Source organism: Stieleria varia (assembly GCF_038443385.1).
In the GTDB taxonomy this organism is placed as follows: domain Bacteria; phylum Planctomycetota; class Planctomycetia; order Pirellulales; family Pirellulaceae; genus Stieleria; species Stieleria varia.
Map to the genome: position 1 here is coordinate 3,333,357 of NZ_CP151726.1, position 19,196 is coordinate 3,352,552.

Below are 19,196 nucleotides of genomic sequence, written 5' to 3' on the forward strand. Positions count from 1 at the left end.
ATCAGACCTTCAAGGAGTACCGTTGGACGCGGTGATTATTGCTGTCGAGCACATGAACGCGGTTGAGCGAATCGATCACGAGGCCCCAGGGCTGATAAAGTTGTCCGGGTTGAAATCCGGGTCCGCCCCAAATCGAGATCGGTTCGCCATCGGGGCTGATGCGTTGGATCCGTTGGTTGCCGTATTCACAGACCAGCAAACTGCCGTCGCTGGCAAGTGCAATGTCGTAGGGATACGAGTATTCGCCGGGGCCATCACCGGGACCATCGCTGGGACCATCGCTGGGACCTGCAGTGGATCCATCACCGGAACCGCCCCAGACATCGATCAGTGAGGGGGTCGGGGTCGTGATGTCGAAACGTTTGATGCGGTGATTGCACGCATCGGCGACCCAGAGCACATTTTTTTCGACGATCAGACTTTGCGGACGCACAAACTTGTCTCGCTCTCGCCCGGTTCCGCCCCACTGAGTCATGAAGCGTCTGTCGGGGTCAAATTTTTGAATTCGGTCGGAGTCGCCGTACTCACCGATGTAATAGCAGCCGTCATGATCGCAGACGGCTTCGGTAACAAAAGCGAACTGTCCAGGTTCTTGTCCCGGAGTCCCGCCGATCTGCTGTTCTGGCAAGAGTTCGCCCTGGAGTGTGTAAACCAGAGTTCGATAGTAGTGTGTGTCGGCAACCAGCAGGCAATCGTCGTCGATGTTGTCTGCGTAGCGGATCGATAATCCTGTGGGGCGACCGTTGGCGGTTTCTGGTGTTTTCCAAACGCGTTGCTGGTTGCCATCTGCATCAAAAACTTGGATGCGTCCCGTGGTGTCGACGATGTACAGGCGATCGCGTCGATCGATGGTGATTGCGCGTGGTTTCAGGAAACGCCCATCACTTTGGCCACGACGTCCCCAGACCAAATCCGGTACGTCGCCGCTGCCCATCGGCACACAGCCTGACGCCAGCGAGCATGCGGCACCCGCCAGCAGAGAGTGCGACAGCCACTGACGCCGGTTCAGGCGACGCCGAGTCTGGGGCGTATCGCGGCGTTGGTCAGGAGTGGGCATCTTGGCGCTATTTCGACTTGAATTTCGGGCACTGATTGAACTCTTTTGGCATTGTAGCCGTCCACTTGGGTAGCTTGCCACAAACAGGGTAGAATCTGTGACGGTCGATTTTGCTGTCGCCGCTTTGTTTTTTGATTTCACCGATTTTTTCACATGCCGACAATCCTGGACGCACGAACGACCGATGACCCACGGGACATCATCCATCGCACCGTCCAAGCGTTGAGTGAAGGTGCCGTTGTGGGGGTGCCCACGGACACCGTTTATGGTCTGGCGGCCCATGCGTTGAGCGAAAAAGGTGTTCAGAGGTTGCTGGAAATCAAGGGCCGAGGCGACGAGCCGATCGCGATCTCAGTGCGAAGCCGGCAGGCGGCGGACGATTTTTTGTGCAACGCATCCCCTGTTGTACGCCGTCTGAGTCGCCGATGTTGGCCGGGTCCGATGACGCTGGTGGCCCCCTGTTCTGACCCCCACTCTGCGCTCAGTCAATTGCCTGAAAGCGTGCGAATGAGAATCACAGGCCCCGGTGGGGGGATTGGGTTTCGGGTCATCGATCAGCGGATCTTGACGGGAATTCATCGCTTCATGTCGGGGCCGTTGGTGCTGACCAGCGCCAATTTATCGGGACAACCTGCTCAAAATACCGCACAAGGGGTCGCACAGCAGTTTGGAGATACGTTACCACTGCTGCTGGACGACGGCCCAACTCGTTATGGTGGAGCCTCGACCGTTGTGAGCGTTTCGTCGTCGCAATGGAAATTGTTACGCGAAGGAGTGATTGAGCGAGCCGCGATGAATCAGTTTGTAAAACCCGTTATCGTGATGGTGTGTACCGGCAACACTTGCCGCAGTCCCATGGCTGAAACCATCATGAGTGAAAAACTTTCCAAACGTTTGGGTCGTGCCGATGCCGTCCGGGTCATCTCGGCGGGCGTCGCTGCGGGCGAAGGTGTTTGCGCGAGCCCGCAGTCGATCGAAGTCATGGGGGAGCGTGGATTGGACTTGACCGGCCACAGTAGCCAACCGCTGACCGACGATGTGATGAACGTCGCCGATCTTGTGCTGACGATGACCCGAGGGCACCAAGCAGCGATCCTGGCTGCTTGGCCGGAAATGCATGATCGCGTTTTCACATTGCGTCACGACGGTGGCGACATCACCGATCCGGTGGGGATGTCGGTGGATACTTACAGACGCTGTGCCGAACAAATGGACAGCGAACTCGATAAGTGGATTGACCGTCTGGATGACGACTTCTTTCCTCAAGAAATGTCCGACGGAGAGGAGGATTCCTGATGCGAATTTGTCTTGGCAGTGACCATCGAGGCGTGCATATCAAGTCACGCTTGGCGCAGGCGCTGAACGAAAAGAATTTTGTCGTGATCGATGAAGGCACCCATGGTGACGGAGCGGTCGATTACCCCGACTTTGCACAACAAGTTGCCCGCAAGGTCAGTAGCGGCGAAGCCGACCGGGGAATTTTGATCTGTGGCACCGGAATCGGAATGGCGATCGCCGCCAATAAGTTTGCCGGCGTCCGCGCAGCGGCTTGCTACGACGAAGTCATGGTGGAGATGAGCCGACGCCACAACGACGTCAACATCCTTTGCCTACCCGGTGACTTGATCGGGGAGCGGTCGATCGACGACTTAGTCTTGATGTGGCTGCAAACCGAATTTGATGGCGGGCGTCACGCCCACCGCGTCGAAAAGATTGGGCACATCGAAGCCAATAATCATCGCGAGCTGGCCGAAGGTAACGGCAGAGTGGTCCCCGGGATTCAGGCGGACGGATGATCGGTGATTGGTCTTCGCTGATCGGAAACACTCACGTCCCCAAGTGGCTCGGCGCGGCAATCGCCAACGGTCGCTTGGGTGGCAGCTTGCTGTTTGTCGGTCCCAACGGTGTTGGAAAACGCAGTGTGGCTTCGCTGCTGGCTCGAACCTTGCTCTGCACGCGACAGCCGGCAGAAAGCATGTCGCCCTGCGGGACATGCGAGTCCTGCGTGCAAGTGACTGCAGAAACCCATCCCGATGTCATTCGTGTTCGTAAACCGGATGACAAGACCTTGATCCCGTTAGAGCTGTTGATTGGACGCCCTGAGAATCGGATGCAGGAGGGGTTCTGTCGCGACATCCGTTTGAAATCTTATTACGGCAAACGCAAAGTCGCGATCTTGGAAGACGCGGACTACCTCAACGAAGAAGGCGCGAATTGTTTGCTCAAGACTTTGGAAGAGCCACCGTCCAACGCGCTGGTGATCTTGATCGGAACCAGTGAGCAAAAACAATTGCCCACAATCCGTTCACGCTGCCAAGTCATCCGCTTTGCGCCGCTATCCCCCGGCGACGCGGCCCGTTTGCTACGTCAAGACGAACAGATTGACGCAAGTGATGAACAGATCGCTGATGCCGTCGAGATCTCCGCAGGTGACATGCACGTCGCGCGTCGATTGTTGGACGATCAATTGCGTCAGTTCCGCGACAGCTTCGTCGCGACTCTGGACGATGCGAATCCGGATCCGATCGCGATCCGTCGCTTGTTCAACGACAAAGTCGACGAGGCGGGCAAGGATGCTTCGGCAAAACGTGCGGTGATGAAAGACGTGTTGTCGATTTCAATCCAACATTTCCGCAACAAAATGCGAACTCAAGCACTCGCGGGTGTCGCGACGGGCCAGACGCGGTCCCGTTTGGATCGCTGTGTCCGTGCGGTGCGTGAAGTCGACCGGATGGCCAACGCATCGACACTCGTCGATTGTTTCGCCGCCGACATCGCCTCGGCCGCCACTGGTGACCGTGGCGGCATCGGTTCGTAGGAAAACCACGTAGCAGCGTCTCTCGGGACGCTGAATCTTGTTTGACCCATAGCCGAAGGCGTAGGCGGCGTTTGATGATGCGGTGTAGTCCGGTTGGTGGTGTCTCCTGCGCCGTCGGCTGCGGGTCAAACGGTGTGGGGGCCTGGCTACTTGACGCGGTCGGTCAGGATTTCCAGGGCTTGGTCGTATTCGGCGATTCTCTTTCCTTGGAATGGCATCGGACGTTCGGTCAACTTGGTTTTCAAGTTCTCCAGAATCTCTAGCGCATCGCCTGGATCAGTCGCGTGCTTGGCGTAGTACAGCAACGCGGAACGCCAGGGAGTGTTGGGATATTGATCGTAGAGGGGGGGAGGAATAATCGTGAATTGTCCGCCATTGTTGGGGCTCACGGAGTGATCGACGATCAATTTCTTCAGTTGGGCCTCGATTACTTCGTTGACATTCTCGGGGATCGCTGCGGCGATGGTCTCAAAATCCTGCTGAACATGCTCGGAGGATGACACGTTTCTTTGCAGCAACTTCTCCGCGTAGAGTTTCCAAACGGCCGGTTCCAGGTCATCGGATTGACCGAGTTCAATGGCAACGGAGAGACAGGTTTCGTCGACAAGGAAATCATCCCAGTAGTTGCTCATGGCACCTGGAGAGGTGTTGCCGGTTTTTTTCCACCGTTCCAGAGTGCTGGCAAGTTTTTGTTGGGCGAAATCTCGCAGTGCGGGTTGTTCGTTGATCGAGCGACCGAGGGCATGATTGATCTTCATCGCTATCAGATACGCTTGTGCGCCGGAGAAATCGCCCAAGGTCGATTCGGATTTCGGCAACGACTGAAGTTCTGATCCGATGCGAGCAAGGTTGTTGATCAACTCCATGACCTGCTGTCGAGTTGGGTCGTCATCGGACTGCACTGCGGTGACCAGATGTTTTTCCAGCTCTGGCCAACTCATCAGCAAGTAGATGATCGCCATGTGGCTTTTGTGGTTGCCGACGCCTTCGTTGAGCTCGTTGGCCAGCAGGTCGAATCCGGGGTCCGGCAGGTAGTGAGGGTAGACCTCCAAGAAGAATCCCATGAAGCGTGAGGACGGATCGGCATCGCTGGAACCGAATCCGCGTCCGGTTCCGCTGGAGGTCATGCCGCCCAATCGTCGAGTGAGTTTCAGCGTGTCGCGAGCGGCGTCCGTTCTCCGGTCGCTTCCTCGTGTGAGCACCTCGACTGCCTCCATGACTTCTCCCAACGCATTGGCCTCCTGTTCACGCTGCAGCAGGGTCATCCACTGGTCCATGTCACGACCTTTGAAAATGGCTTGTGTATCTGCTGCGACTTTCGATGCACCTGGGGTGTCATTGGATTGTTGCGTGGGTTCGTGTTCCATTTCCGAGATGTCGTCCATCGGCATCGCGGCGTTTGCGTCGAGGGCACCGATCTCTGCCAGTAGACCAAGTTCTTGCTTGCTCAACTCGCTCTTGTTTTTCGCCTGCAATGCGTCGGCAAAGGTGGGGATTGTCAGTGGATTGAGTCCGTAAGTGTCCGCATGATTGAGGATAAAGTAGTAAGCGTAGGAGGCTGCCGTTTCGCGATCTTCGGCCGGCAGAGGATCCCAGGACAAGTTCTGCTCGTCGTCGGATATCAAGACGGAGCAGGCTCGAATCCATTCACTCAGTGAGCTTCTTGTTTCGGGGCGAACCATGCCTTGGGAATACCAGCAGTGGAGGATCGCTGCGCGACTCTTGCCGTTGCCATTGAGCAATTCGTCTTTGGCTGCTTGTCCAGTTTCCATCATGCTGAGGCGAGGCAGGCATTCCGTCAGGTACCACATGAAATGTTCCGACGGAGTGATGGAGTAGGCGTCCGAGTTGGGCGGTGGAGGTATTTTTACGTGAAGGCCTCCGAAATCGCGTGCCCTCTTTAGGATCGATGTGGCGATTCGTTCTGTGTTTTCTTTGCGAGTTTCGGCTTCCGCAAGGGTGCTAGGAAGCATGCCGCCTCCCATGCCGCCTCCTATGCCGCCCAATTCCGGTTGGCTGAGCGGTTGTTCCGGCGTCACGAGATTGACAGCATTCAACATTGCTTTGCCCAACGCATCGAGATCGGACTCCGTTTCGATTTGCCGGATCAAGTCATCGATCGGGTTAATCGGATCGGGCTTCATGCCTTCCATTGCCAGCATGGGGTCGTCATCGACAGCGGGTTTTGGCTCAGGCATTGAGACCGGCTGTGGCTTTCCCTTTTCGGCGGGCAAGACGTTCAACGATGTCGATGTCGAGCGGCCGATCGTGACCACGTTGTCGCTCAGGACCAACGCGTCACCGCCGCCTTCGATCTCGACGCGGTAGGTTCCTTTGCTCAAGACGCTGCGGTGGTCGCCTGGTTGGTCCACTCTCAATCGCTCGACGACTTCGGTGCCTTGTTTGACCAGGATCGTCAAGTTGTCTTGTTCGGAGTGGACGACCAGTTCACCGCGGTCGGTTTGGATCTTGATGACAAGAGCTGCGAACAAGATTGCGGCCATCCCCATCGCGCCGACGAGGAGACCTTTCCAGCGGTTGTCACTTCTTGCACTGCTTGCCGACGTCATTGATCGCATCAAGGTTGCCGGCTCTGTTGCATCACGATCGGCACGTCGAACGGCTTGTCGGATCAGATGCTTCAAGCGGCTCGACTTGCCGATGTGTTCCAATCGCTTCGCAATCTCTGCAGCCGACTGCGGGCGTTTGGCAGGATCGCGATTCAACATTTGATCAACAAGCGTGACGACTTCGCGGTCGACGTCTTCTCGGATCGAATCCAGCGAAGCCGGGTCTGCGGACGTGATCGCTAGGACTTGCGCTGCCAATCCGCGTTGACGACCGTGCGGTGGGCGACCGGCGATCAATCGGTACAGTGTCGCGCCGAGCGAATAGATATCGGACAGCGGGTTGACGAGACGACTGTCAGAAAGCTGCTCAGGTGCCATGTAAGGCATCGTCCCCATCACATGGCCCACGGTGGTCAAGCGGTCGTCGACGGACAGCGGGTCATCGCCGGGCAACACCAGTCCCAGGTCCAGCAGTTTGACGGTGCCGTTTTGCGTCAGCATGAGATTGGACGGTTTGATGTCACGGTGCACCAAGCCGGCGTCGTGGATGTGAGCGAGCCCCAGTGCGGCCTGTCTCACGATCTCGCATGCGTCGGCGACACTCAACTGGTCCATTCGTCCGGCGACTTGGCTGACGTCCAAGCCGTCCAGATGCTCCATCACCAAGTAGTGCCAACCCGATTCGTGACCGGCATCGGTGGCGCGGACCACGTGCGGATGTTCCAGCGAAGCGACCGAGCGCATCTCGCGATCGAATCGGTCCAGCCATCCCGGCTGATCGACACGTTCGCGAGGCAGCAGTTTGATCGCGCATTTGCGTTTGAGTCGTTGATGAAGCGCGAGATAGACCGTCCCCATGCCTCCTTGACCGAGCGGCGCGACCAACTCGTAGGGGCCGAGTGTCTTGCAAGGAATGAAGGTCGCGTCGTGGGGCTTGGCCGTCGGTCTTGGCGATTCCAACAACTTGCAAAGTGCAACCTGACAGGCTGTTTCCGATTGCAAAGGATCGATCTCCGGCTCGGCAATCGGTTGCAGCGTCACGGTGGCGTGACTTTGCAATTCGCTGACCGTGTCGCGGCACTGGGGACAAGAATCCAGATGTGCGATCGCCGAGTCGAACTGGGCAGCGGGCATATCGCCTGAAAGAACCAGTTGCAATTCTCGTTCGTCAAGGCATTTGCGTTTCATGGCGATCATTTGCAGGTCCGTTTCGTGATGTGTGAAGAAGGAGACAAGCGGGCTCATACACACAACGGAGCGATTGGACACCTGCGGGAAAAAATTTCTTGTTGGACTACTCCAGGCCGGCCATTTCGCTGCGCAAACGCTGCAGGACCCGGGCTCTCGCCTTGTAGACCGCCCATTTGGAAACCTTCATTTCGTCGGCCACATCGGCGACTTCGCGTCCCAGAACGGACGATTCCCAAAACATCCGCCACGTTCGGGGGTCAAAGGATTCTCGCAACCATTGCAGGACACGGTGTTTGGCGGTTGCGATTTCGGCCGACGGGTCCGTCGGTGGCTCCGTGGCATCCAGCAGGTTTTCGCCGAGTGAATCAACCTGCAGATCGCCTGCAATGTTTTGCATGGCCAGCATCGCATCGGTGCCGCCGGTGGCGCGCTCGTGATGGGCGTCACGTTGTTGGTCACGCATTTTGTTGCGGGCAATGGTCCACAGCCAGCCGCGGAATGTTGCTCCGTCGCGATCGTGATCGAAACGCAAGATGGATCGGGCGACGGCGGCAAAGGTGTCTTGCATCACATCGGCGGCGTCAGCTGGCTGGCAGCCGCAACGTCGAGCCCAGCCGTAGACGATTGGCCCGTAGACGCTGGCGATTTGGTGCCAGCCGTCGGAGTCTCCGGCGCGAGCGCGTTGCAGCAAGGACTCGGACGTGGAAGGCTCGCTGTAGTGGTCGGCTGGAGACATGCGAAGCTGATGCGGTGTGCAGTTGGACGGACGGGTGCCAGATGGGGGAACGAAGGGAGCGTCCCAGTGGTCTGGGACAGCTAGAAGTTAGGGTTTGCCGTAGTGGATCTTGATAAAGATCCCACCGCTACAGGATCTTTAACAAGATCCACTACGCTAAAAATAAGTTGTCCCAGACCACTAGTGCATCGTCCAGTCTTGGAACGTGGGTTTGATAAATGAGCCGTTTTGGCGTTAGCCACGGTTTTCGCGACTCAACCGTGGCTAACGCCAAAACGGCTAACCCCAAAATCAAGACTGGACGATGCACTAGTAACAGCTTAGACACTTGCGCGACCGACGTGTCGACGTCGGAAATGCAGCGGCGTTTCGCCGACATGCTTTTTGAATTGCTGCGTGAAGGCGCTTTGGTCACAGAAACCGAACTCGGCTGCGATATCGCCGACGCTGCGATCACTGCTCAGCAGGACGTCACTGGCGGCTTTGATTCGCGTTTTCGCCAAAAACTCTTGGGCGCTCATCCCAAAGAGTTCGATGAAGCGGCGGTGGAGTTGACGCGCCGAGACACCTGACAGTTCAGCCAACTCATTGACAGTGATCTTTCGTCGGTGATTCTCTCGGATGTACTTGACGACTTGATCGATCTGAGAAAACGTCTGGATTTCCTTGCGGTTTCCTTCGTAGCTGCGGACGGTCCCCATGACCCCGATGACCGTTCCTCGCGAATCTCGGATCGGCAGTTTCGTGGTGACAAACCAATCCAACAGACGGTGTTCCGTGTACCAGATCTCGATTCGATTGATCAACGGCTGGCCGGTTTGCAATACATTCCGATCGTCCTTGACGAATGTGTCGGCGATGTGCGCGGGGAAATACTGGTAGTCCGTGGTGCCGATGATGTCCTGTTCTTTTTTGAGCCCCAGTCGGCGCAGGATGGCGGTGCTGGCTCCAAGCAAACGGCTCTGATCATCCTTGAAAAAGAAATAAACGTCGGGCAGATGCTCGAACAGCAGATGAAACTGTTGTGACGGTCCGACTCGCTGTAAGAACTCTTGCTGGAGACGCAGCGGATTGCCAGTGGGAGGGTTTGCGGTGTCGGTCATCGAATCAGCTGGAAAAAAACGCATGTCTGACTTTCAACAGAACAGTAGCTTAACGGCGAGGTTGCTGTAGGCATAGTTGGGGAAGATTGCGGACACACCAAGTCGTGACGTCCTCAGAACATGCGTCCGATAAGTCCTGAATGGGGAGCCGTTTCGCGGCGCGTAGGAATCTGGGCGGGGGCGGCGTTGTCGCGTACACTGACGGCTCGATTTCCCACCAAGCTTTCTCCCTCCCCTCCTACGTCCGAGAGAATCCGTGATGCGACTGGTTCGAATTTCTATTCCCGCGATTTGTGGTTTGTGCCTCTGCTTGTTCGCACTGGGGCTTAAAACGGGCGACGATCCGGGGGAACGTGTTGCCGTGTATGCGAACTCGTTTTTGGAGTCCTTGACCGAAGATCAAAAGAAGATCGCCGTGATGCCCTATGATTCAGAACAACGCGTCGACTGGCACTTTATCCCCAAAAAGACTCGCAAGGGACTTGTGCTTCGCGAGATGAACGTTGCCCAGCGTACCGCCGCGTTGCGACTGGTGCGTTCAACGCTCAGCGAAGCCGGATACGACAAGGCCAGCAAGATCATGTTGTTGGAAGGCGTATTGAGAGAACTGGAGGGCAAAGGTCGAACTTGGGAACGCGACCCGGAAAAGTATTTCGTGACAATCTTTGGCACGCCCGGCGATGCCGAGCCGTGGGGCCTGAGTTTCGAAGGTCACCACATGTCGCTCAACTTCAGTTTCCGTGACGGCAAGATCGCCGATTCGACGCCACAGTTCTTTGCCGCCAATCCCGCAACGATCATGAACGACGTCTCCGGGCCGCTTGGCAAGGGCACACGGGTACTGAAAGACGAAGAGCAACTCGCGTTTGACTTGATCAACGGACTGGGCAAGAACGAGCAGAAAGCCGCCATTATCGCAGATGAGGCACCCAAAGAACTGCGTTTTGCCGGTGAAGCACAAGTGTCCGTCGGTGAACCTGAGGGCGTGCCGTACGTCGAAATGGACGAAACCAACCAACGTTTGTTGACGCAATTGATCGATACGTACATCAATGCGGTTCCGGAAAAACTGGCCGATGAACGCCGTCAGCGAATCGAGGAAGATGGCAAGGCAGGCATCCATTTTGCGTGGGCCGGTGCCCTGAAACCCGGGATCGGCCACTACTATCGAGTTCGCGGCAAACGATTTTTGATCGAGTTTGTGAACACGCAAGCCGACGCGGCCGGCAACCCCGCCAACCATATTCATAGTGTTTGGCGGGATGTCAGTGGTGACTTTGATTTGGACAATCAGTGACCCAAATGCGATCCGAGTGAACGAAGCTGCACGGCGACGGCGCTCAGCCGTGCAGTGCGGCAGTCTTGGATCAGCAGTCTTACTTTGCCGTGCCGTCCGCCGGCGTGCTGCAGGGTTTCACGCAGCGGTACGAGTTTCTGACCGATCCAGCCGATCTGTTGGCCGTTGACGGCGATCACTCGGTCGCCCGGTTTGAAGGCGAGTTGTTCTGCTGCACTTTCCATCTCGGTGCGTTGGATGACGTATCCCGCATCGGTCGGCTGGGCAACGACTCCCAGCAGCCAGCGGGTCTGGTACGCGGTTTGCGGTGCCACCTGCAGCGGTGCTTCGTGGTGCCGTGTTGCGTCGTGGTGGTGTTGTGCGTCGTCGCGAACGGGCCGATCGGCTTCGTCGGGTGATTGCACCAGCACGATCGGGTCTTTTTCCTCGTCATTGGGTTGGCCGAGCAATGGAGCTTGTCCCCAAACACTGGCGGCGAGCGAGCCGGCGATCAGCGCGACCGCGACTACGACGTAGCCCATCAGAGGGTTTTCTGAGGTTTTGGATTGCATGGGGATGGCTCCTGTGGCGGGTGCGATGAGCAACTGAACGCTCTAGGCAGTGTTCAGTCTTAGAACGTGGGTTCGGTAGATGAGCCGTTTTGGCGTTAGCCACGGTTTTCGTGACACAACCGTGGCTAACGCCAAAACGGCTAACCCCAAAATCAAGACCGGATGATGCACTAGGCAGTGTTACTGAACGCTCTAGGCAGTGCTTTCTTCCCGGCCAAGCGGACAAGAAAACTCTGCGTTACAGGATTTCCTCTCGTTTTCTTGCTGCCAGATCGACGCCGTCCTTGCAAGTGACCTCACCTTGGATCTGATCAGCCACTATATTCCCCGCTCCCGTTCTCCCAGATCCACCCGTTTCTCCCCCTTCCATACGTTTTGCCAGGTCCATGTCCGGACAAACCAAGAACAACGGAATGATTCGATTCCTGATCGATAATTCGCTCCTGCTGGTCAGTGGCGCTGTGATCGCCCTCATTTGGGCCAACGTTGCGCACAAGAACAACAGCACCAGCTACCAAGATTTCATCCATTACGACGTGCGAACGCTGTGGGGAGGCGGTGATCATCCGTCACACGACGCAGAAACCCAGACGAACGATACGGATGACGTCGTCGCGACGGATTTGGCCCCTGCACCAGCAGAGACGGGAGCACCTGACGCTGTCGAAACAGGGGAACCCAAAAAGTCAGGGCACGGCGGCGACGCCAAGGGGGCAGCCGCAGAAGGCCATCACCATTGGTACAACCTGTCGTTTATCATCAATGATGTCTTGATGGCGTTGTTCTTTGCGATTGCGGCGAAAGAGGTTTGGGAGTCGTTGTTGCCCGGCGGCGCGTTGTCCAACCCGCGAAAAGCGGCCACGCCGTTGCTGGCCACTTTGGGCGGAATCGTTGGACCGGCTGCGTTCTACATTGCCGGTGGTTACATCACCGGGACGCACGATGTCTTGGGGCAAGGCTGGGCGGTTCCATGCGCCACTGACATCGCGTTCAGTTATCTCGTGGCACGCTTCATTTTCGGGGCGGGGCACCCGGCGATCGCATTCTTGTTGTTGCTGGCGATCGCCGATGACGCGGCTGGTTTGTTGATTTTGGCCGTGTTCTATCCTTCGGCACCGATCAATCCCTATTGGTTGCTTTTGACCGTCGGAGCGATGCTGCTGGCGTACTTGCTCAAGCGGATGAAGGTTCATTCGCACTGGGTTTACTTCCTCGGCCCGGGCATCTTGAGTTGGTTTTCATTTTATCAGGCGCACATTCACCCGGCACTGGGATTGGTTCCTATCATTCCGCTGTTGCCGCATGCGTTTACGGACCTGGGGATCTTTGCCCGCGAGGAACTGGATCGCGACGACACGCTCAACGAGTTCGAGCATTTTTGGAAAACGCCCGTGGAATGCATCCTCGGTCTGTTCGGATTGGCCAATGCCGGTGTGGTGCTGAGCAGCTTGGGAACGGGGACTTGGCTGGTCGTTGTCGGGTTGCTCGTCGGCAAGCCGGTGGGGATCACGTTGATGACGTTGTTTGCCGAAAAAGGGCTGCGATTGCAGAAGCCTGCCGGGATGGACTATCGACATGTTGTTACCCTGGGCATGGTCGCCGGCATCGGTTTTACTGTCGCCTTGTTCGTGTCCGTTGCTGCATTCAAAGTGCCCGGTGATATTCAGGATTCGGTCAAGATGGGAGCGTTGTTGAGTTTTGCTGCGGCGCCGTTGGCGATTCTGATCGGCAAAATGTTGGGCGTGCGTCCCGGCGACCACTTGGATGCGTCGGTCGCTGGGTCCTCCGACGAATCATCCAGCGAGTCCACAAACGGGGACGCAACGAATGCAAGCAGTCACGAGTAGAGGAGAGAGCAAGCATGCACGCAGAAGATCTGCCCAGTGAAGCGATTGGTGAAGACGAGCTGCATCGTCCGCAGCCGGCCGACGAGCCGATAACGACGGTTCAGTCGGACGATTTGTTCAGAGTCATGCGGCACACGATCGACCGCTTGGAACGTGACGACACCGCGCGAGGCGATCTGAAAATTCTGTCGCGGACGTTGCGCGAGTTGCGATATGCGTTCAAGGTTTTTCGCCCGTACCGTCGGCGTCGCAAGGTCACGATCTTTGGTTCAGCGCGGACGCAGCCAGATCATCCCGACTACCAGACGGCGGTTGAACTTGCCCAGCGAATGGCATCCCACGGGTGGATGGTGATCACCGGTGCCGGCGGCGGAATCATGGAAGCCGGACACAAGGGCGCCGGCCGTGAAGCGTCCATGGGATTGAACATCATGTTGCCGTTTGAGCAAGGAGCGAATCCGTTCATCGACGGCGACCCCAAGCTGGTGACGATGAAGTATTTCTTCACGCGAAAGCTGATGTTCGTCAAAGAATGCAGTGGCGTGGTTTGTTGCGCGGGCGGTTTCGGGACGTTGGACGAAGCGCTCGAGACGTTGACGCTGATGCAAACGGGCAAACAAACGATGATGCCGCTGGTGCTGTTGGATCATCCCGGCGGCAGCTACTGGAGTGACCTGGGCGTCTTCTTTGAAAAGCAATTGCTCAAAGGCGGAATGATCAGCCCCGAAGACGTGAACCTGTACAAGATCACCAATGATGTGGATGTTGCGATCGAAGAGATCCTAAGGTTTTATCGTTGTTATCACAGCATGCGATATGTCAAAGATCGCTTGGTGTTGCGATTGAAAGACAAGCTCAGCGGCGAAAAGATGGAGGAGTTGCAAACAAAATTTGCGGACATTTTGGTGTCTGGAAAGTTTGAGCAAACCGGCGCGTTGCCCGAGGAGGAAGGGGAGCCCGAATTGGCCGACATGCCACGATTGGTGTTTCGATTCAATCGCCGTGCGCTGAGTCGATTGAGAATGCTGATCGACACGGTCAACGCGCCATGAGGCGACGCCGTCTAGAATTCTGACAGTCAAGAATACGAGCACGAAGCGCAAGCGAGTGAATTTCGCGACTCACTCGCTTGCGCGTCGTGCTGGTAAAGACGAGATTTATGGCTGTGCATCGTCCAGTCTTAGAACATGGGTTCGATCAATACGCCGATTTTGTTCCTCCATTTGGAACATACGCCGAAGGCGTTCAACAACATAGCCCAGGGTAAGGTTCCCGCGAGTGAAACGAGCGGGACCGCCACCCTGGGTTGAAAACGCGATCGACTCTCACCTCACTCCCGCTCCGATTTTGGCGGCGAAGCCGCCAAAATCGGAGCGGGAGTGAGGTACAAAAGCGTCAATTCGCCAAAGCGAATGACGGCTTTAACCCTGGGCTATGTTGTTAAACGCCTTCGGCGTAGGGAGAAAACTTGCGCATGCCAATCCAATCCGCGTTCGGGTGCCCAAGAGAAACACGGGGTTTCATTTTTCGTCATCCGGCTACAATGGATGACTTGAGGGCTCGCGTGAGCCGGGTATTTGTCAGAATTCAACAGTGGAGCGACAGGCAATGAGCGAGACAGGCGGCGATATCGCACCCGTTTACAACTCAGCCGTTGTCGGTGCCGAGAGCATCTTGCTGGTCGACGATACGGTGATTTTGCGAGACCGATTGGCGTTGGCGCTCCAGCAGCGTGGGTTCACGGTCTCCACGGCGGGGAATTTTGACGAAGCCGTTGAGGTGTTTCGTCGCAACCCGACCGATCTGGCGGTGTTGGACCTGCGCATGCCCGGCCGCAGCGGACTGGATTTGTTGCGAAAACTGCTGATGATCAAACCAGACACACGCGTGATCATTCTGTCTGGTTTTGGCAGCATTCCGGCCTCGATCGACGCGATTCGTGCCGGTGCCGTTAATTTTCTGTGCAAGCCGGCAGATGCTGACGACATATTGTCAGCCTTTGTCCGTGGCGATGAGCCATCGGTGCCCAAGGGCGCGGTGTCCTTTCCCGCACCCTCGCTTGCTCGCAACGAGTGGGAGCACATTCACCGGGTTTTGGCCGATTGTGGCAACAACATCAGCGAAGCCGCTCGCAGGCTGGGGATTCACCGCCGGTCGTTGCAACGCAAACTGCGTAAGCGTGCTCCAGAGGATCCGGCAATCCCAAACGTGCCGGACGACGACGACGATATCGAGGAGTGATCGGTAGGCTTTGCCAGCAACTCGGAAACTTTCCGCTGAAGTGATGTTGGCTGAGCGGACGAGTGTTTGATACAGCAGGAGCTCCCAGTGGTCTCTGCGCGCCTTTATGCGTCGTTCACCGCTAGCCGCCGATCAACGTCCACGCGAATCCTCAGGAGCGTTTGTGACTATTCACACCGTCCGACATCGATCCGATCGCCCTCGTCATTCCCTACAGTCGCTGCTGCGTGGCCTGTTGCCGCTGGTCGCGTTGGCTGCGATGGTGCAATCGGGGTGTCATGACGGGCCGTTGTACGCGTTGAAATCCGTCAATCCGTATTTCACGATGAAAGAATGGCGGAAAGACGCAGAGCTTGGTGTGACGGACCACGAACGTCGCGAACAACTCATGCAACTGGCCGATCAGATCGGCACCATGCCCATTGAAAGGCAGCGTTTCTGGGGCAAGCACCTCAGTCGGATCATGGCCAATGACCCGAGCGCGGAAATGCGGCACTTGTCGATGCTGGCCGCCAGTCGTCTGAAGACACCGCAGGCGATCGAGTTGCTGGAGCAGGGGTTGGATGATGAGAGCATGAAGGTCCGGATGTCGGCCTGTACCGGGCTGGGCAAGCGTCCCGAACCGCAAGCCGCTCAGTTGCTGGCGTCCGCGTTCGGCACCGAGACCGACCAGGACGTCAAGAACGCAGCGATCGCTGCGTTAGGAAAGCACAAGGGACAAATCCCAATGGACTCGTTGCGTTTGGCGCTCAACGACCAAGACCCCGCGACGGTGAGCTTGGCCATGTCGTCGCTGCGAGGCGTGACCGGAAAGAACTACGGCACGACGCCTCAGCAATGGATTGCAGCCTTGGACAAAGCGACCCCGCCGACGCCGGACGGCGATGACGCCAAAGTTCGAATGGCATCGGGACAATTGCCGACCACGCGTTGAGCAACGAGCGATCATTTATGGGCGTAGTGGACGAGGTTACGAGTCCTGTCGCGCGGGACTCGTAGCCTCGTCCACTACGAATGCGTCGCTTGCTGATCGTGCGTCGGCATAATCAATCACTGCTGGGCTGCGAGGGTGGCGACGAATTCCTGGTGGCTGGGATCGGCGAGTCCCTGTTGCAGAACTTGCAGCACGCGAGCCATGTCACCATTGAGCACTGCGGTTGAATCGAGCCACAGGCCGGGGAATACTTCACTGCGGTAAATGCCATCGTCGGACGCGGGATGTCGGTCGAAGCGGCCTTCCACAAGAATGAACCAGTCGATGGCTGAATCCTCGGTCCGCCACACCACGTATTCTTTCACGCCGTTGCGGCGATAAGCATTCAGTTTTTCATGCAGGTCATAACTGACCGTGCTGGCCGCGATTTCCACAATCAGTTCAGGAGCACCCTGGATGTATCCGTCCACCAAACGAGACTGCCCACCCGCCTGCTGCGTCAGCCGTAGATATCCATCCGGCTGAGGCGCGTTGTCAACGTCCATTTGTAATGTCGAATTGTCTCCGCCTACGACGCCTGGCGTCATGACTCGATAAATCCCCAGCCACGTGATGAAGTCAAAATGAGGCTCGCCATGACGATCGGCAGAAACGGGTGATGGCATGTAAACGCGTCCTTCGATCAGTTCGGCGTGGCTGACATGAGGCATAGACTGATACCGCCGCAGGAATTCCGCTTGCGTCATCCGATCTCCGTTGCGAAGCTGCGGCCTGACCTGGACTTCGGGTTTTTCTGTGAGTGAATCAAGTTCGGTAGCCATAGCCAGACCTTCGACTTGTCGTGCGGATTTCAATGGGCATCAAACATGCAAACCTGATTCCATCATAGTGTCCGGAGTCCGAATTGTGTCCCCATGATTCCTCCCCAGACACAATTTCGCTCAACGCACTGGTTCGCTCAGTAGACCGGTTCGCTTAACAAACTGGGGAAGTATGTGACAGCGATCACTGTGACGCGATTTGCTGCGCCATCTCGATCGCTTCCTGACGAGATGTGATCTGCTCATCCAGTTGCGCTGCGCGAACGGAGCTTAGGATCAACGCGAATTGTTTCCCGGGGCGAAATCCGAGGTCCACCAAGTCGTCGCCGGTCAATAGCATGGCCGGGTTGAGTCTTTCCTCTGGCCACTGCAATACCTGGGCAGCTCGCTGAACACCCGCCCATTTTAGATCGGTGGCAGACGCCACGGCGCGGGCGACGTTGACGGTGGAGCGAATGTCACGGTCCAACAAAATCGGTTGAGCTTGCGACCAAGGCAACTCGTCGAGCTGAACGACTCGCCGCCAATTGCGGCCCACCGCGGACAGGACACGCAGTTCTTCGTTGGTCAGTTTCCAACGCTGCACCAAGTCTCGCCTCACGCGTTCGTCGGACTCCAGCCCCAAGGCGACTTGCACACACGCCAGGCAGTCGGCAAACGGACGGTCGATCAAGGCATCCAGATACGGATCCAGCTCGGAGAGATCATGATCGGCAGCAGCAGGAAAGACGCGGCGCATCAGGTCGAGTTGCTGCATCAATCTCAAGCCCACCGCGGCAGCCGGGGCGCTGATGATCTTGCGCATTTCGGCACCGATGCGTTCGCCGCTGACCACGGTGATCTCGTGCGCGTGATCGCGGATCGAGCGTGCCGTCGATTCTTCCATTTCGAATCCCAGCACGGTTGCAAAGCGGACGGCTCGCAGCATTCGCAGTTTATCTTCGTCGATTCGCTGATCGGGCTGCCCGATGGTGCGCAGCAGTCCTTGCTCCAGGTCGACTTGTCCGCCCACAAAATCGATGACTTCGTCGGCTTGTGGATCATAAAACAATCCGTTGATGGTGAAATCTCGCCGCAGAGCGTCTTGTTCTGCCGATCCGAAATGCACGCTGTCTGGTCGACGTCCGTCGCTGTACTCGCCGTCACTGCGAAACGTCGCGACCTCTGTTGGCATGACCACTGGCGGCACGACCGACGAAGGGGCATCGCTGTGTGAATCACCCGCGTAGGAATGTCTTGGCGGCAGGACTCCGATCACGCCGAATGATGCGCCAAAGGCAAGCGTGTGTCGGTGTCCAAAGACCTCGCGGATCGTTTCCGGCGTGGCGTTGGTGGCGACATCAAAGTCTTTGGGGGCTCGGCCCAGAAGCGCGTCTCGTACGCACCCGCCGGCAAAGTAGGCAACGAAACCGGCGTCAGCCAACACTCGCGTGATCCTGACGGCTTCCTGGTAGCCGCGTGAGCATTCGGGGGCGGATTGGAAAAGGTTTTCGTGAAACAAAGTTTGGCTTCCTCGCGTGGGTCGGTTTGCGATTGTCAAACCCGTGATCGGTTCGTTAGAAAAACGTCATGAACTCATCCAAGGCAAGACCGACGACACGACGCAAGCGAGGGGTGGTGGGTGTGATCTTGCGTGACGAGCGAATGCTGGTCATTCGCCGGTCGCTCACGGTGACCGCTCCGGGAATGTTGTGTCTGCCAGGGGGAACCATTGAGGAAGGTGAGTCGGAGTGTGAGGCATTGGTTCGCGAAATGCAAGAAGAACTGCTGATCGATGTCGAGCCGATCGGGCTGTGCTATCGCAGTGTCACCGCGTGGGGGACGAACTTGGCGTGGTGGCAAGCAGAATTGTCACCGGCGCAGGTACCCAAGGCCAATCCGGATGAAGTGGCGGAGTATTTTTGGTGCACCCGCGACGAGCTTCGTTCCGCAAGCGACGCGCTGCCCAGCTTGCCGGAGTTTGTGGCCGCGTGGGAGTCCGGGATGATCAAGATCGACGCATCGTGGCGTTGAGCGGACGCGTTACAGCA

16 protein-coding genes are annotated in these 19,196 nt (G+C 57.1%); 9 read left to right on the forward strand and 7 right to left on the reverse strand.

All coding sequences use genetic code 11. The annotated features are described in order from the left end of the window. Position 1: 1 nt before the first annotated feature. Positions 2 to 1,057 carry an SMP-30/gluconolactonase/LRE family protein gene (locus Pla52nx_RS11040; protein WP_146517908.1) on the reverse strand — a complete coding sequence of 352 codons (1,056 nt, stop codon included), beginning with the start codon at positions 1,055 to 1,057 and terminating at the stop codon, positions 2 to 4. A 153-nt stretch (positions 1,058 to 1,210) separates the two neighbouring features. On the opposite strand from Pla52nx_RS11040, the gene Pla52nx_RS11045 reads away from it, so the two are divergent. From Pla52nx_RS11045 to Pla52nx_RS11055, 3 genes are read left to right on the forward strand one after another with little or no spacing between them, the layout of a single operon-like run. Beyond that, the gene (locus Pla52nx_RS11045) at positions 1,211 to 2,353 is read left to right on the forward strand and encodes a Sua5/YciO/YrdC/YwlC family protein (RefSeq protein WP_146517907.1); all 1,143 of its coding nucleotides are present in this window, start codon (positions 1,211 to 1,213) and stop codon (positions 2,351 to 2,353) included. Next, positions 2,353 to 2,853 carry a ribose 5-phosphate isomerase B gene (gene rpiB, locus Pla52nx_RS11050; RefSeq protein WP_146517906.1) on the forward strand — a complete coding sequence of 167 codons (501 nt, stop codon included), beginning with the start codon at positions 2,353 to 2,355 and terminating at the stop codon, positions 2,851 to 2,853. Before Pla52nx_RS11045 ends, rpiB begins: the two co-directional genes overlap by 1 nt. Further along, positions 2,850 to 3,875: an ATP-binding protein gene (locus tag Pla52nx_RS11055; protein WP_146517905.1), complete on the forward strand. Its 1,026-nt coding sequence runs from the start codon at positions 2,850 to 2,852 to the stop codon at positions 3,873 to 3,875. The genes rpiB and Pla52nx_RS11055 overlap by 4 nt, the downstream gene beginning before the upstream one ends. A gap of 146 nt (positions 3,876 to 4,021) precedes the next feature. On the opposite strand, the gene Pla52nx_RS11060 is transcribed toward Pla52nx_RS11055, so the two are convergent. The 3 genes from Pla52nx_RS11060 to Pla52nx_RS11070 form a co-directional block, all read right to left on the reverse strand. Continuing rightward, the gene (locus tag Pla52nx_RS11060) at positions 4,022 to 7,633 is read right to left on the reverse strand and encodes a serine/threonine protein kinase (protein WP_197454175.1); all 3,612 of its coding nucleotides are present in this window, start codon (positions 7,631 to 7,633) and stop codon (positions 4,022 to 4,024) included. Between the two features lie 106 nt (positions 7,634 to 7,739). Further along, positions 7,740 to 8,372, reverse strand: a complete 633-nt coding sequence (locus Pla52nx_RS11065; RefSeq protein ID WP_146517903.1) for an RNA polymerase sigma factor — start codon at positions 8,370 to 8,372, stop codon at positions 7,740 to 7,742. Between the two features lie 320 nt (positions 8,373 to 8,692). Then, positions 8,693 to 9,475, reverse strand: a complete 783-nt coding sequence (locus Pla52nx_RS11070) for an AraC family transcriptional regulator (RefSeq protein WP_146518624.1) — start codon at positions 9,473 to 9,475, stop codon at positions 8,693 to 8,695. Between the two features lie 259 nt (positions 9,476 to 9,734). Between Pla52nx_RS11070 and Pla52nx_RS11075 the strand changes: the two genes are divergently transcribed. After that, a complete protein-coding gene (locus tag Pla52nx_RS11075) occupies positions 9,735 to 10,772 on the forward strand; it encodes a DUF3500 domain-containing protein (protein WP_146517902.1) in 1,038 nt (345 codons plus the stop codon). On the opposite strand, the gene Pla52nx_RS11080 is transcribed toward Pla52nx_RS11075, so the two are convergent. Next, positions 10,766 to 11,323, reverse strand: coding sequence for a hypothetical protein (locus tag Pla52nx_RS11080; protein WP_146517901.1), 558 nt, complete (start codon positions 11,321 to 11,323; stop codon positions 10,766 to 10,768). The two genes, Pla52nx_RS11075 and Pla52nx_RS11080, sit on opposite strands and share 7 nt — an antisense overlap. A 386-nt stretch (positions 11,324 to 11,709) precedes the next feature. On the opposite strand from Pla52nx_RS11080, the gene Pla52nx_RS11085 reads away from it, so the two are divergent. The 4 genes from Pla52nx_RS11085 (at position 11,710) to Pla52nx_RS11100 (ending at position 16,345) form a co-directional block, all read left to right on the forward strand. Next, complete coding sequence (locus Pla52nx_RS11085) at positions 11,710 to 13,170, forward strand: Na+/H+ antiporter NhaA (protein WP_146517900.1); 1,461 nt, start codon at positions 11,710 to 11,712, stop codon at positions 13,168 to 13,170. A 14-nt stretch (positions 13,171 to 13,184) separates the two neighbouring features. After that, positions 13,185 to 14,222, forward strand: a complete 1,038-nt coding sequence (locus Pla52nx_RS11090; RefSeq protein WP_146517899.1) for an LOG family protein — start codon at positions 13,185 to 13,187, stop codon at positions 14,220 to 14,222. 556 nt (positions 14,223 to 14,778) lie between these two features. Further along, the gene (locus Pla52nx_RS11095; RefSeq protein WP_146517898.1) at positions 14,779 to 15,411 is read left to right on the forward strand and encodes a response regulator transcription factor; all 633 of its coding nucleotides are present in this window, start codon (positions 14,779 to 14,781) and stop codon (positions 15,409 to 15,411) included. 163 nt (positions 15,412 to 15,574) lie between these two features. Beyond that, complete coding sequence (locus tag Pla52nx_RS11100) at positions 15,575 to 16,345, forward strand: HEAT repeat domain-containing protein (RefSeq protein WP_231741587.1); 771 nt, start codon at positions 15,575 to 15,577, stop codon at positions 16,343 to 16,345. 116 nt (positions 16,346 to 16,461) lie between these two features. Here Pla52nx_RS11100 and Pla52nx_RS11105 read toward each other — a convergent pair whose 3' ends face one another. Further along, positions 16,462 to 17,166, reverse strand: a complete 705-nt coding sequence (locus Pla52nx_RS11105; protein ID WP_146517896.1) for a Uma2 family endonuclease — start codon at positions 17,164 to 17,166, stop codon at positions 16,462 to 16,464. 184 nt (positions 17,167 to 17,350) lie between these two features. Continuing rightward, on the reverse strand, positions 17,351 to 18,667 hold the full coding sequence (locus Pla52nx_RS11110) for a CCA tRNA nucleotidyltransferase (RefSeq protein ID WP_146517895.1): 1,317 nt from the start codon (positions 18,665 to 18,667) through the stop codon (positions 17,351 to 17,353). A gap of 68 nt (positions 18,668 to 18,735) precedes the next feature. Here Pla52nx_RS11110 and Pla52nx_RS11115 point away from each other — a divergent pair, with 68 nt between their 5' ends. Beyond that, complete coding sequence (locus Pla52nx_RS11115) at positions 18,736 to 19,179, forward strand: NUDIX hydrolase (RefSeq protein ID WP_146517894.1); 444 nt, start codon at positions 18,736 to 18,738, stop codon at positions 19,177 to 19,179. Positions 19,180 to 19,196: the final 17 nt, after the last annotated feature.

What these genes read in the sequence shown, in the direction of transcription:
- Pla52nx_RS11040 (WP_146517908.1), bottom strand. Translation starts at nt 1,057, where the DNA reads ATGCCCACTCCTGACCAACGCCGCGATACGCCCCAGACTCGGCGTCGC.
- Pla52nx_RS11045 (WP_146517907.1), top strand. Translation starts at nt 1,211, where the DNA reads ATGCCGACAATCCTGGACGCACGAACGACCGATGACCCACGGGACATC.
- rpiB (WP_146517906.1), top strand. Translation starts at nt 2,353, where the DNA reads ATGCGAATTTGTCTTGGCAGTGACCATCGAGGCGTGCATATCAAGTCA.
- Pla52nx_RS11055 (WP_146517905.1), top strand. Translation starts at nt 2,850, where the DNA reads ATGATCGGTGATTGGTCTTCGCTGATCGGAAACACTCACGTCCCCAAG.
- Pla52nx_RS11060 (WP_197454175.1), bottom strand. Translation starts at nt 7,633, where the DNA reads ATGAAACGCAAATGCCTTGACGAACGAGAATTGCAACTGGTTCTTTCA.
- Pla52nx_RS11065 (WP_146517903.1), bottom strand. Translation starts at nt 8,372, where the DNA reads ATGTCTCCAGCCGACCACTACAGCGAGCCTTCCACGTCCGAGTCCTTG.
- Pla52nx_RS11070 (WP_146518624.1), bottom strand. Translation starts at nt 9,475, where the DNA reads ATGACCGACACCGCAAACCCTCCCACTGGCAATCCGCTGCGTCTCCAG.
- Pla52nx_RS11075 (WP_146517902.1), top strand. Translation starts at nt 9,735, where the DNA reads ATGCGACTGGTTCGAATTTCTATTCCCGCGATTTGTGGTTTGTGCCTC.
- Pla52nx_RS11080 (WP_146517901.1), bottom strand. Translation starts at nt 11,323, where the DNA reads ATGCAATCCAAAACCTCAGAAAACCCTCTGATGGGCTACGTCGTAGTC.
- Pla52nx_RS11085 (WP_146517900.1), top strand. Translation starts at nt 11,710, where the DNA reads ATGTCCGGACAAACCAAGAACAACGGAATGATTCGATTCCTGATCGAT.
- Pla52nx_RS11090 (WP_146517899.1), top strand. Translation starts at nt 13,185, where the DNA reads ATGCACGCAGAAGATCTGCCCAGTGAAGCGATTGGTGAAGACGAGCTG.
- Pla52nx_RS11095 (WP_146517898.1), top strand. Translation starts at nt 14,779, where the DNA reads ATGAGCGAGACAGGCGGCGATATCGCACCCGTTTACAACTCAGCCGTT.
- Pla52nx_RS11105 (WP_146517896.1), bottom strand. Translation starts at nt 17,166, where the DNA reads ATGGCTACCGAACTTGATTCACTCACAGAAAAACCCGAAGTCCAGGTC.
- Pla52nx_RS11115 (WP_146517894.1), top strand. Translation starts at nt 18,736, where the DNA reads ATGAACTCATCCAAGGCAAGACCGACGACACGACGCAAGCGAGGGGTG.